Source organism: Kineococcus radiotolerans SRS30216 = ATCC BAA-149 (genome assembly GCF_000017305.1).
Lineage (GTDB): Bacteria > Actinomycetota > Actinomycetes > Actinomycetales > Kineococcaceae > Kineococcus > Kineococcus radiotolerans.
Map to the genome: position 1 here is coordinate 125,850 of NC_009806.1, position 13,017 is coordinate 138,866.

11 protein-coding genes are annotated in these 13,017 nt (G+C 70.8%); 6 read left to right on the plus strand and 5 right to left on the minus strand.

Annotated features, from left to right (window positions below; genetic code table 11):
• Positions 1-165 precede the first annotated feature (165 nt).
• From KRAD_RS23290 to KRAD_RS23310, 5 genes are read right to left on the minus strand one after another with little or no spacing between them, the layout of a single operon-like run.
• The gene (locus KRAD_RS23290; RefSeq protein ID WP_012001932.1) at positions 166-3,252 is read right to left on the minus strand and encodes an ATP-binding protein; all 3,087 of its coding nucleotides are present in this window, start codon (positions 3,250-3,252) and stop codon (positions 166-168) included.
• Positions 3,253-3,260: 8 nt separating this feature from the next.
• Complete coding sequence (locus tag KRAD_RS23295; RefSeq protein WP_012001931.1) at positions 3,261-4,151, minus strand: hypothetical protein; 891 nt, start codon at positions 4,149-4,151, stop codon at positions 3,261-3,263.
• Complete coding sequence (locus tag KRAD_RS23300) at positions 4,148-4,462, minus strand: hypothetical protein (RefSeq protein ID WP_012001930.1); 315 nt, start codon at positions 4,460-4,462, stop codon at positions 4,148-4,150. Before KRAD_RS23300 ends, KRAD_RS23295 begins: the two co-directional genes overlap by 4 nt.
• 43 nt (positions 4,463-4,505) lie before the next feature.
• Positions 4,506-5,855 carry a conjugal transfer protein gene (locus KRAD_RS24845; RefSeq protein ID WP_012001929.1) on the minus strand — a complete coding sequence of 450 codons (1,350 nt, stop codon included), beginning with the start codon at positions 5,853-5,855 and terminating at the stop codon, positions 4,506-4,508.
• Positions 5,849-6,457: a hypothetical protein gene (locus KRAD_RS23310; protein ID WP_012001928.1), complete on the minus strand. Its 609-nt coding sequence runs from the start codon at positions 6,455-6,457 to the stop codon at positions 5,849-5,851. Before KRAD_RS23310 ends, KRAD_RS24845 begins: the two co-directional genes overlap by 7 nt.
• 292 nt (positions 6,458-6,749) lie before the next feature.
• On the opposite strand from KRAD_RS23310, the gene KRAD_RS24850 reads away from it, so the two are divergent.
• From KRAD_RS24850 to KRAD_RS23340, 6 genes are all read left to right on the plus strand, one after another.
• Positions 6,750-7,769, plus strand: coding sequence for an RNA polymerase sigma factor (locus tag KRAD_RS24850; protein WP_012001927.1), 1,020 nt, complete (start codon positions 6,750-6,752; stop codon positions 7,767-7,769).
• 632 nt (positions 7,770-8,401) lie between these two features.
• A complete protein-coding gene (locus KRAD_RS23320; protein ID WP_012001926.1) occupies positions 8,402-9,415 on the plus strand; it encodes a ParA family protein in 1,014 nt (337 codons plus the stop codon).
• Positions 9,416-10,326: 911 nt separating this feature from the next.
• A complete protein-coding gene (locus KRAD_RS26315; RefSeq protein ID WP_041293801.1) occupies positions 10,327-10,659 on the plus strand; it encodes a hypothetical protein in 333 nt (110 codons plus the stop codon).
• 428 nt (positions 10,660-11,087) lie between these two features.
• Positions 11,088-11,297, plus strand: a complete 210-nt coding sequence (locus KRAD_RS26320; RefSeq protein WP_157874023.1) for a helix-turn-helix transcriptional regulator — start codon at positions 11,088-11,090, stop codon at positions 11,295-11,297.
• Between the two features lie 143 nt (positions 11,298-11,440).
• Entirely contained in the window at positions 11,441-12,022 is a 582-nt protein-coding gene (locus KRAD_RS23335) for a hypothetical protein (protein ID WP_012001923.1), read from the plus strand.
• A complete protein-coding gene (locus tag KRAD_RS23340; protein ID WP_012001922.1) occupies positions 12,019-12,951 on the plus strand; it encodes a hypothetical protein in 933 nt (310 codons plus the stop codon). Before KRAD_RS23335 ends, KRAD_RS23340 begins: the two co-directional genes overlap by 4 nt.
• Positions 12,952-13,017: the final 66 nt, after the last annotated feature.

Below are 13,017 nucleotides of genomic sequence, written 5' to 3' on the forward strand. Positions count from 1 at the left end.
TAGTCACCGCCGTGGAGGTCGCGGCGGGGACACCGGCCCAGGCCGAGGCGGGCTGGAGCAGCTGCACTCCTGCCAGCACGCACACCAGCACGCACAGCAGTACGCCGGTGACAGCCCACCGCGCGCGATGAGGGGTACCGGGGCGGCGCGAGGGCTGAAGGACCCTCATCCCTGGTCCTCGTCCCGGTCCTGGGGCTCGCCCTCGGGCTGGTGGCTGGTACTGGTGGGGGCGGCGCTGCGTCGCGGGCTGGCCTTCTTGCGCCGGCTGGGCGGCAGGGCTGCGCCGGGTGCACTGGAGGCTTCAGGGGCTGCTGCGGCGGTGACGTCCGCCGCTTGAGCTTGGTTGCGTACGCGCGTGGGCTTGTCCAGGACGGCGGCCGCCGTGCCGGTGCTGGCGGTGCTGGTGCGCTGGGGACGTCGGATCGGTGTGGCCGGGCTCGTCGTCGACGGGCTCGTCGTCGACGGGCTCGTCGTCGACGGGCTTGTCGTCGAAGGAGGCGTCACGCGCGAGGTGGTGCGCCCGGTGCGCGTCCCGGGCTCGAGAGCGGAGGTCGCGGGTCGGGTCGCGTCACTGCGGGTGGCGGGGCGGGTGGCCGGGGGCGTGGCCGCAGCGGTCGAGGGGCTGGTGGGCTGCTTGAGCAGCTTGGAGCTGCTGGCGCGGGGCGTGGTCGAGTAGGCGATGCGGCGGGCTTCGAGGGCTGGACCGAGGATGCGGACCCGACCGATGCGGCGGTAGGAGTCGCGGAAGATGCCCTCCCCGCGCCGTTCCGGGTCGACCTTGCCGTCGGGGTCGGCGGGGTCTCGCGGAGACAGGTCGCCGGTGATCTCGTCGAGGTGCTCCTGGGTCGGCTCCAGGCCGATCCACTCCAGCGCCTTGCGGGCGAGGTTCTCGTCGGTCAGGCGCATGACGAGGCGGTAGGGAATCAGCCCACGCAGCGTCGGGGAGCCGAAGTCGTTCTCGCAGTCCTGTGAGCCCAAGCCGGCGGCCGCGCCGACCTTGCGGCCCTCGCGGACGAAGATCTCCAGCTCCTGCTCGCCTTCGATCGAGGCGGTGATGTGGTGGCACTCATCGCAGACGAAGAAGACGAGCTCGTCGGGATCGGCGAAGGCCACCGCGCGCGCCAGGGACATCAGCAGGGCGTACATGGCGCGCCCGAAGTGCTTCTCGGGGTCCATCTTGCGGAACAGGTGCTCGTTGAGGAGTTCGGCGCGGGTGGGCAGCTGCAGGCCGTGGGTGGTGAAGATCAGGGCGCGGGAGGACCACAGGTCCAGGGCCGGCAGCGTCTGGTCGAACAGGACCCGGGCGTAGCTCTTGGTGCGCAGGCCCCGCAGCTTGCGGCCCAGCTCGTTCGCGCCGGGCAGGTCGTGGCGGGCGGGGTCGAGCAGGTGCTCGGTCAGGGTCTGCAGGCTGTCGATGTCGTGCTTGGCCCGGTAGGCGGGGTCGGTGGTGTAGGTCAGGGCCAGCTCGACGTCGCTGTCGGGAACGATCGACAGCAGCGGGGTCAGCAGGCGCTGGGCCAGGCGGGAGCCTTCGTCGCCGGGGAACATGCGCAGCGGGTCCAGGCTCCACTCCAGGTACACGCCAGCGTCGAGGTTGTCCAAGACGGCGGCGACGGTGCACGAACCCAGCGAGCGGCCGAACGGGACGTACTCGCCGGTGGATGAGCGGTCGATGCTGACCAGGCGAGCGCCGCGGTCCACGAGGGCGCCGGCCAGCGACTTCAAGGCGTAGGACTTCCCGCTGCCGAGCTCACCGGCGACGGCGACGGCGGCGGAGAAGTTGGCCAGGATGGTGGCGAACAGGTCGACCATGACCACCGATGTGGCCAAGGTGGTCTCGTTGACCGCCCACAGGGCTCCGCGTCCATCGCCCAGGGCGCTGGAGACGTTCGGGACGGCGGCCGAGAACCCTTCTGAGAGGGAGATCTGGGTCAGGTCGTTGAACTTCTTGGGCCAGGCGGTGCCGGGCAGCATCGCCCACCAGGCGTCCTGCTGCTCCCCCAGCGGCCGCTCCAGGGGGTGGCCGAAGGCGTTGTAGAAGCGGGCGAGCGTGGCGCCGTTGATCAGGGCCTGTTCCCGGGTGGCGGCGCTGGTGGCGAAGAAGGTGATGGTCTGCAGCTCGACCTCGAGCTTGTCCTTGGCCAGCAGCGCCTGGTACTCGGTGAGGGCTGCGGCGACGGTGTCCAGCTCGTGGCTGCCGGTGGAGATCTCCCCTTCGCGCTGCATGTACTGGTCGTTGAGGTTCTTCACGGCGCGCTGGTTGCGGGAGAGGACTTCTTCGCGGGCGGTGTTGCGCATCCGCACGGCCCAGTCCACGGGCACGCCGCTGTCTTCGGCCTTGCCCAGCCACTCGGTGCCGGGGAAGACCGCACCGGCCGTGGGCGTCCCGGCGAGGACGGCCAGGGACTGGTAGGAGACCAGTGTGTCGTCGTCGGTGTCGACGATCTTGAGGACCTTGCGTTGGGACGGCAGCAGGCGTCGCAGTCGGGCGCGGAACCCCTTGCGCCAGCCGTCGGCGGGTACGTCGCTGACGGCGGCCTCGTCCAGGATGAGTCGCCCGATGCGCCCTGGGGAGGCCATGTGCTGCACCGCGGCGAGCTCGTGCTCGGTCATGTCGGCAGCGGCCTTGAGCTCGTCGGTGCTGGGGGCCGGCGGCAGCCAGGTGTCGTGCTGGCCCAGCCCGCGGGTCTGGGCGTGGCGGTAGAGCCACACGGTCTCGGCGGCGGTGGCTGGGCGGGCGTTGAAGGGGCCGGGGATGAGGGCCTGAATCTCGGCTGCCTGCTGCAGGCGGTCGGCCAGGATCGCGGTGGCCGGGACTCCCCGAGGGGCTCCGAGCTTGTTCAGCAGGCTGGTGGTGCCGGCGCGCAGGGGCTCGCTCAGGCGGCTGGCGCCGCTGTTGCGCAGCGGGACGCTGAGCCAGTAGGTGCGCTCTGACAGGGGCAGGTCGGTCTCGAGGCGTTCGGTGGTGGCTTCGACCTCAGCGGCCCACTCCGGCAGTTCCTCCAGAGGGTGGTTCAGACCGCGCAGCATGTCCCGGATGACCTGGACGGGGTCGGTGTCGACCTCGAAGCCCAGGTGCAGGGACTCCCCGCCCAGGCTGCGGTAGAGCATCTGGTGCAGGACGCGGATCTGCTCCTTCTCCGCGACCGCGCGACGCCCGTAGGCCTGCCCCTGCAGCCGCCACGTCGCCCAGACGGTGCCGTCGCGGGAGAAGAGCAGGTGTCCGCAGAGGTTCTGGATGGGATGTTCCATGGTGGTGCTCAGTGCCTTCCCGTGGAGCCGGTAGCAGTCAGCGGCCGGGCTGGAGAACCGGTGGTGGAGTCAGCAGCAGCTGTGGAAGTGGCTTTGGCGCGGGCCTGCTGGCGTAGCCGCTGCACGCCGGTGAGGGGCCCGGTGAGGGGCCCGGTGAGGGGCCCGGTGAGGGGCCCGGTGAGGGGCCCGGTGAGGGGCCCGGTGAGGGGCCCGGTGAGGGGCCCGGTGAGGGGTCCGGTGAGGGGTCCGGTGACCTCGTTCGGAGCCGTCACGTCCTGACGGTTCGCTGCGCTCGCCGGCACGATGGCCTGCGCACCGGTCTGGGCGATGCCAAGGAGGCCGCCTCGCCTGGCGGCTCGGGGCCGGGACGTGGACGAGACCAGGACGGGCGCGGCCTCGACCGCGGGCGTGGGCGGGACCGGCGAGGGGTGGCGCTGCTGCAGCAGGGCTTCGGCGGCGATCATCGTGGTCTCATCGGCGATGACGATGGTGCTCATCACAGGCGTCGCCTGACGCGCGGGCAGCGGCTTCCCTCGGTAGGTGCCCTCGGTGGCGCTGTAGCTGCCCAGCATGCCGCGCAGCACGGGGACCGGGCCGCGCCCGCGCCAGGGGACCTTGCGCATGACGATGATCACGGCCGCGGTCAGGCCCAAGAGCAGGGGCCCGTTGACGAAGAGGCCGCGGCCGCCACCCCACAGCGGCATGGTGCGGTACCCGACGACGAGCAGGCAGACGGCGGTGACGAACTGTCCGACGGTGTACGGCCCGTAGGGGATGTCGCTGCCGTTGGGCAGGCGCCCGATCAGTGTCGGGAAGCGGCGGGCGAGGGTGTAGAAGCGGGTGATGCGATGCCCGGGCGGGAGGGTGACCTCTACGCCGCCGGCGGTCGCGCTGTTCACAGCTGCACCGCAGAGGTGGTCGTGACGCGTCCGCTGTCCAAGTCGATCGCATCAGCGTGCACACCGGGTGTCTGCTGGACGGCGGGCAGAGCCACCGTCTTTTCGACGTCATCTGCGAGCAGATCCGGCTTCCGGACGACAACGACGACGACGGCAGCGATGACGACGGCGAGGACTACCCGGCCGAGGGTGATGGTCTTGAACCAGTTGAGGGTGGAGCCGACGACCCAGAACCCGATGAGGATCGCGAAGCCCTTGACGGTGGTTTCCGCGCTACCGGTCATCTGGTCGATGCGGTTGAAGATGTCCATGGCTGTCTCCTGAATGAGGTGAGAAGGGGTTGGTTGGGTCGGGTCAGGGGTGCTGCGCGGCGGTGCTGGCAGCAGGTGAGGCGTTGGCCGCGGAGCTGGCTGGGTGCGCGGTACCGGCGGCCGTCGGCAAGGTGAGCGCCGGGCCGGGGGCGATGGACGAGATCTCCCAACGCCCACCGCGGGCCGTGAGGTCCAGGGCGTACTGGGTGCTGCCGGGCTGCTGGTCGCGGTTGCCGAAGACGGCGGTGACCAGGACCTGGGCGTGCTGTCCGTCGGAGGGTGCATCCGAGGTGGGATCGTCCTCGCGGGCCAGGACGGACTGGACCTGCACGCTGAGGTAGGGCGCCGGCGTGATGGCCTTGATGACGTGGCCTGGGGTCACGTAGCGGGTGACGTCTCCGCTTCCCGTGGCGTAGGCCGCCAGGAACTGGCTGATGCTGGTGCCCAGGCCACCGGTGATGTTGACCTGCTGGTTGTAGGCCAGCTCGGCCCCCTCCCCCGAGACCGGGCCGGCGACCGGGGTGGGCAGCAGCAGCGCGCGCATCTGCCGAACCGGCATGCTCGAGGCCGCTCCAGCGGTCGGGCCGGTCACGGCAGTGGGTGCAGCAGCAGATGCAGAGCGTGAGGCGCCCGCAGCGGCCGTGCTCATCCCGTTCGTAGTCCCCACCTGCGCCAGGACGGGCACCGCGAAGTAGCGCCGGACCATCACGCGGGCTCCCGTGCTGTCGGGCTCTTCCACGTCAGCGGCGACGGTGACCTGCCACGCCGTCGAAGGGCCCGCAACGCCGTCCTGCTGCTCTGTTTCTGCGCCTGCCTCTCCCGCAGCGCTCTGGTCCGTGTTCGCGGCCGGTGCGCTGGGTGCGGCGGCGTAGTCCTGCACGTGCGTGACGTCGGCGACAGCCACGTTCTGGATCCGCGAGACGGTCGAGGGCAGTCGGAACCCGTTGCTGGTCTGCAGGTAGAAGCTCAGCGCCTGCTCGTTACCGGCGGGGGTGGTCAGCCAGGCGGTGACGAACTCCTCCGCGAAGTTGCCCACCGCCGCGACCTCACCCGGGTCCTGCTGAGCGGCGGTGGACGCCGGTACTTGCGTGGACACGCGGATACCGGCCTGCCACCACAGGAGCAAAGCCGCCGGCCCAGCCAGCAGCGCCAACAGCAACAGCAGGCGCACCAGGCCAGCGCCGTGGGCGGCCCCGGAGGTCCAGCCCATCGTCCGGGCAGCCTGAGGGGCGTCCTGCGAGGTGTCGCCCTGACGGCCCTTGGAGCTGCTGCGGTTGGCGCCGACGCGGTTGGCGCCGCGGTTCAGGCGCGCCCGTAGGCCAGTGACCTCGCTGTCGATGGACGCCGGGGCGTTCGCCGATCGCGCCGCGGTTCGACGCGAGGCAGTCAGCATGGCTGCCCGCCGATGCCGGTGATGTGGCCTGGGCCGGTCGCGATACGGCGGATCCCGCTCCAGCCGTAGACGGTGCCCAGCTCGAGCAGCAGGTCGCTGACCCGCTGGGTGCCACGGGGAGCCGATCCGCGGTCAGTGCCGGTCGGCAACACCGTTGTCGGGGCCCGCTCAGGCGCAAGGCTGTCCGACAGCCTCGTGGAGGCCGCGTCGGCGACGGCGAGGCGGTCCTCGATCCCCTCGTCAGACGCTTCGTCGGTACCGGCCAGCTCCTCGTCCCCGCGAACCTGCGCGCCCTGCAAGACGTGCCAGCTGGAGCGTGCTCGCTGCCACCGTGCACTGCTCAGCAGCTCGACCACGGCAGTAGCCGCTGCCAGGTCGAAGGGCTGGGACTGCAGCGTGCTCAGGCGGGCGCGCAGGGTCTGCATGCCGTCATAGGCCTCGGCGGTGGCGAAGAGCAGCTCCCCCACGACTTCCGGCGCATCTCCGTTCTGCCCTTCGGCGCTCGCCGGCGCGGTGCAGCTTCGTGCCGCGAGCGCGGACGGAGTCAGCTCGTGGGATGTGTCGGTCGGGCAGATGTCGGGTGCGGGTTCGTTCTCGGTCATCGCTTCCTCCGGCCGTGGGTACAGGACGGGGCTCCCCCAGGTCCCTCTCATCGAGGTAGGTGCCTGCTCGCTGGGGGGTGTGACCGGAAGAGGTCAACAACTTTCGTCACCGAGAGTGATGTAGGTCACATCTCCGCTCGCAGGTCTCTGACCTGGGCAAACGACCTTGCCGTTCGCTGCAGAGGCGTATCGGCAAGGGGTCGAGTCCACGTTGTGTCACTAGTGGCAAGCCGAGCGGCAAGGGGGGATCCGCAGCGTCAGCAGCTCCACCGCGCACGAACGGAGCTGACCGATGTCTTCCACTCCCCTGCTGTCCCGCTCCAGCGCCTCCCGCGGCCTGCTGCCGTGCTCTTGCCAGCAAGGCAGCCGGGCGGCCTACACCCGCTCGTACTCGGCGCGCCTGCAGGTGTGCGCCGCCCTGAACCGGGAGTGGGACGCGATCCTGGAGGCTGGGCAGCACAACGAGCAGGTGGCCCGCTGGAGTCGCGGGCCCCTGCGCCACACCAGCGCCGCGGGGGTCGGATCGGTTCAGGATCTCGAGCAGGCGTGCCGTGACGCGGCAGGCAGCGCGAACGACACCCTGCTGCTGGCGCTACTTCGCGCCTACCAGGACGGAGAGGCCTTCGCCGGCCGCGTCCTCCTGCAGCTGTTCCTGGGCAAGATCGTCCGCATGGGCCTGCCGGGTCGGACCGGCAGCACCGCCGAGGAGTACGAGTCCGACGCGTTGGAGGCCTTCTGGACGGTCATGAGCACCTACCCCTGCGACCGGCGGCCTCGCAGCGTCGCCGCCAACCTCGCCCTGGACACCCTGCACCAGGTGCGGGTGCGCCCCCAGACCATCGAGCGCCTGGACTGGGACCTGTGGAGCTGGGAGCTGCACAACCACGAGGAGCGGGCTAAGGAGCACGACCCCACCAGCAGCGTCCTCGTCCTTATCCGCGACGGACTGCAGGCCGGGGCCATCAGCGACGGGGAAGCCCAGCTGCTGGCGATGACGTACGCGCCCTCCTCGGTGCCGATCACCGGCGTCGAGATGAGCATGCAGCTCGGGATTTCTGCGGCAACCCTGCGCCAGCGCACGTCGCGGGCGGTGGCACGCCTGAGCGCCTTCGTGCACGAAGACACCTCCGCTCCCCAGAGGCGCCTCTCCCCTACCTGCCCGGCCAAGACGCTTGTGACCGACCTGTCGCACTGGACCGACGAGTGCGAGCTTCTCGAGCTCATGGGCGCTACGGGGACGGCGAGCTCCGTGCACAGACGTCGGGACATGGGCCAGCAGGCAAGCCGACACGTCGGCTCGCACGAGCGCTGATGCAGTAGCTCGCACGCAGGCTCGCACGCAGGCTCGCACGCAGGCTCGCACGCAGGCTCGCACGCAGGCTCGCACGCAGGCTCGCACGCAGGCTCGCACGCAGGCTCGCACCCAGGCTCGCACGCAGGCTCGCACCCAGGCTCGCACCCAGGCTCGCACCCAGGCTCGCACCCAGGCTCGCACCCAGGCTCGCACCCAGGCTCGCACCCAGGCTCGCACCCAGGCTCGCACCCAGGCTCGCACCCAGGCTCGCACCCAGGCTCGCACCCAGGCTCGCACCCAGGCTCGCACCCAGGCTCGCACGCAGGCTCGCACGCAGGCTCGCGTCCCGGCTCGCGTCCCGGCTCGCACCCAGGCTCGCGTCCCGGCTCGCGTCCCGGCTCGCACCCAGGCTCGCGTCCCGGCTCGCGTCCCGGCTCGCGTCCCGGCTCGCGTCCCGGCTCGCGTCCCGGCTCGCGTCCCGGCTCGCACGCAGGCTCGCGTCCCGGCTCGCACGGCGGCTTGTCCACAGACGCGTGTCCCTGCCGTTCTCCCGGCCTGCGTCATCGCTACGGTTCAGGCAATCAGCAGCCCGCACCCCAGTGAGCGCGCTCCGGTGGACATGGCCGAGGGCGCAGACGAGGACGATGAGCATGGCCACCCCCACCATCGACCGCGATGGGCTCGGTCGAGCCCTTGCCTTCAGCAACATCAAGGGCGGCGTGGGCAAGACGTTCGCCACCGCGCAGTGCGCCGGCCTGCTGGCTTCAGTACCGGACTACCGCGTCTTGGCCGTCGACCTGGACATCCAGGGCAACCTGGACGAGGACTTCGGTCTGGGTGACCGCAGCGACGGAGGTCAGGGCCTGCTGCAGGCGGTCATGACGGGGACGGCTCCTCAGCCCCTCATGGACGTACGTCCAGGCTTGGACGTCATCTGCGGTGGCGAGTACCTGGCTGACCTTGCCGACGTCATCGACGCGCAGGCGAAGCGCCAACGCGACCCCAACCGCGCCTACAACGCGCTGGCGACGTGCTTGAGCCCCCTGGCTGCCGACTACGACTGGCTGCTCTTCGACTGCCCCCCGGGCAACGAGACCTTGCTGCAGATGGCGCTGGGCGCGGCTCGTTGGGTGGTCATCCCCACTCGCACCGATGACTCCAGCCGCAAGGGCCTGCGCAAGGTGGCGCGCCGGTTCGTCGAGGCTCGCGCCGTCCGCGGGCCTGAAGCCCCTCTGGACCTGCTCGGCATCTTCCTCAGCGCCGTCAACAGCTCGGCCAAGACCCTGCGCCGAGAAGCGCGGGACGCGATCATCGGCGACCTGGGCCCCGCGGGGGAGCAGCTGATGCTCAACACGGTCATCCGCTACGCAGAGTCCTCTGCCAGCGGGGCCCGCAACCGCGGCCTGCTGGTGCATGAGCTCGAGCAGCAGGTCGCTACGGCCGAGCCGTGGTGGCAGGCCGCCCGCGAGGGTCGCCCCGTCGTGTCACAGCCCGGCGCAGCCAGTGCTGCCGGCCTGGCTTCGGACTTCCAGTCACTGGTGCAAGAGCTACTGGCCCGCATCAGCGCCGCCGAGTCCACCGATGGCGCAGCCCACAGCCAAGAGGTCAACGACGACGTCGACGCGTACGTGCAGGCCGCACTGCGCCAAGACGCGAGCGCCTGATCAGGGCCGTGAGACGGCGCCCTCACTCAGACCCGACGCGGCTTGCGGCTCACATGGCAGCTTGCATGTCCACTGACGCTGTAGCTGAGACGTCGGCTCGCACGCAGGCTCGCACGCAGGCTCGCACGCAGGCTCGCACGCAGGCTCGCATCCCGGCTCGCACGCAGGCTCGCATCCCGGCTCGCATCCCGGCTCGCATCCCGGCTCGCATCCCGGCTCGCACGTCGGCTCGCATCCCGGCTCGCACGTCGGCTCGCCGGTAGTGCCTAGGGTCCCGCTGTTGCGCTGCTGGCGGGCTCGTTCACCTTTCCTCATCCACCTCTGTCAGCACTGGAGACGACATGAGCTCGAACACTCCCGGTCCCGCGAAACCTGCTCGCGGCCTGCCCACACCAGAGATCGACCTGGCCAGCGCCTTTCAGCCCTCCAGCGCCGTGGACCACACCAAGGGCCTGGGCGGAATGAGCCGTCGGCGGCCCGTGCGAGCCGCCGACTCAAGAGTCAGTGAAGCTGGGGCACGTGCTGGCGAGTCGGAGACGAAGTCCATGGCAGCGGGGGAGGGGTCATCCCCGGCTCCGCGGGGACGACAGGCCGGCCCCGCGGAGCCGGCCCGCTTGGAGGTGGTGGAGCCCCTCAAGCAGCCGGGGGAGCAGGGTGCCTCTCCCGAGGGGGCGACGCAGGCCCCAGGGGCAGGAGACGTCACGCAGGATCCGACAGCGCTGAGGACCGGGGCGCCGGTGGCGACCCGCACGGAGTCCGCTCCTCGTGCCCGGCGTACGAGGTCGGTTGCGACGGGGGAGGGCGCGACGTCACGCAGGGCTCGTAGCGGATCGCCGACCTCCTCAGCCCGACGGACGGCAGCAGGCGACGAGCCGAAGGCATCGGGGCGGCCGGCGGCGACCAAGGGCGGCGTGGCCTACGTGCCCGCAGCTACACGCGACCTGCTGGCGAGGCTTCGGGGAGACCGGGGCCGGACCCTCGGGGAGCTGGTGCTGAAGGCCTTGAACGCGCAGCACGCCCAGTTGGCCGAGCTGATGCAGCAGCGTCGTCCTCAGGTGGTCGAGGGCCCGCTGTTCTCCATGGCTCCTCCGCCTTCGCAGGTGCCGACGGTGCAGATCGCCATGCGCTTGAGCCAAGCCCACTGGGATGTGCTGGACACGCTGGTTGAGCAGTACGGGGCAGCCAACCGCGGCGAGCTCATCGACGCCGTCGTCCAGGCGGAGTACGGCTCCACCAGCGCGTGATCGAGCAGCCGCGAGTCCTCACCTGGGCTCGCGGGGCCGGAGGCAACGGCGCATCCGGCCCTGGCGAACTCGGCCACGGCGAGCGAGAGGGGAGTGGCTTGACCGGTGCAAGCGCTGCTTCACCGGCGCCACTCCCAGTCGCTCTGACTACCCTCACGGGGTAGCCATTACCCTCCCAAGGTAGTGAAGACCCCCCATTCGGTGTAATACTCGCCCCCGTCCAGGCCCCGGGGGTGCCCGGTCGAAAGATTCCGGCGTCACCGGTCACACCTGATGGCCTGCCTGCACCTACCGCAGTGAGCGGGGATTCCGGAGCAGCCTCCGGTCCAGAGCACGCTCGGCGGGAGGTGGAGAGGTGGAGCACGCAGGTGACGACAGGAGCCGCAGTGCTGCGGAGACCCCGAACGCCGCTGGCTACCCTGACCGCCGTGGTGGAGCCGTCTCGTACCGACTGGTGGCTGCTGGAGGACGTCGCAGTCTTCTTGGGCAGCTCCAAGAGCACGGTGACCGCCTACCGCTCCCGCGGGCAGCTTCCGGCGGCGGACACGACCTTCGGTCGATCCCCGGCCTGGCGCCCGCAGACGATCCGCGATTGGGCTGCGCGCCGGCCCGGGCAGGGCTGGCGCAAGACCACCTGAGCGCTGATCCCCAGCCTCATCCCGTCACGAGCGACTCGAGCGCGGCGCGCGCTGCACGTTACAGCTTTGGAGCTGTAACGTGCGGAGTGAACACCCGGCGTCACTACCTTGCAGCTGCAGACGACCGATCCAAGGAGGACTCGATGCAGCGCTTCACCACTTCCCGCCTGGCCGCAGCTTCAGCGGCCGTGGCGGTCCTACTGCTGGCCGGGTGTGGCAACAACGACGACATCGACTTCGGCAGCGACCCGCAGCAGGGGAGCAGCTCCACCAGCTCCCCGACCCCGAGCGTCGACACCGAGCAGCTCGAGCAGCAGAAGGTCCTGGAGGGCTACAACGCCTACTGGACGACCTACGACGCAACGGCGGCACAACCGTCCCCAGACAAGGCGGTAGTCAGCCAGGCCCTGACGCCCGTGGCGGTCGACCCGGCCCTGGACACCTCAGTCAACGACATCGTCAACGCCGCGCTGGCCGGCCAGAAGGCCTACGGCAACTACGTCGTGGACCCCAAGACCCCGGTCTTCCAGAACGAGGAGCACACCGAGGCCTTGGTCACCGACTGCATCGACTCCTCCCAGTCCGGCTGGGAGGACGCCACCACGGGTCAGAAGCTGACCGTCGGGGTGCCGGCCGTCTCCTCCAAGGCCACGTTGGTCAAGGGCGACGACGGCACCTGGCGGATGTCGCAGGTGACCTTCGACGACACGGTGACCTGCTCGTGAGCGCCGTGGGACGCCGTCGTGGGCTCACCGCCGCCGCGGCGCTCGTCAGCACCCTCGTGGTCCTGCCGAGCGCCGTGGCCGACGACGGCGTCCCCCCGGTGGTCGTCAGCAACAGCCACGGTGGCGTGGGCACCACGGTCCATCAGACGGGCACGCCGGGGGGCTCGGGCAAGGCTGCCAACGGGGCGCAGACCGTGCGTGCTCGAGGTGCAGGCTCGACGTGCTCCTACAACGACACCGTGGTGACCAGCACCGGGGGCACCGCGGTGACCCCGGCCGGTGCCGGACGCGCCAACGAGAACGCCGGTACCGGCCTGGTGGGGGACTCCACCCAGGGCCGCTTCGTCACCCGCTTCTGCGGCGGGGCCTCCACCGTCATCTGGGTCCCCAACGGCGCTGTCGCTGGACCCGCGGGAGTTCCGACCGTGACCCCGGAGATGCTCGCCCAGGACGCGCGCAACCTCCTGCCCATCCCCGTTCCCGCCTACGCCACCAACGGGTGGGGTCCCGGCGCCTCCCTGGTCAACATGCCCACCTGGTGGTGGGTGACCAACGCCTCCGGGTCCCTGACCCAACGCACCAGCCTGGGAGCGGTGTGGGCGGAGGTGACCGCGACCCCGCTCACCTCCACCTGGACCCCGAACACCCCCACCGACAACCCCGTGACCTGCACCGGCATGGGCATCGCGTGGCGGGACGGCATGAGCGAAGAGCAGGCCGGTCACTGCGCGGTCACCTACACCACCGCTTCCTTCCGGCGCCTGGCCGGAGCGGACCAGGCCTTCAACTCCCAGCTCAGCGTCACCTGGCGCGTGACATGGGTGGGCTCCGGCGGCACCGGCGGCACCCTCGCCCCGCTGTCGATGGACGCAGACATCCCCATGCAGGTCTACGAACGCCAGATCCTCAACAAGCCCCCCACTCCTTGATCACCCACGGCCGCTGAGCCGCTGACCACGAGCCAGCGACCAGCACCAGACCCACCACCACCAGGA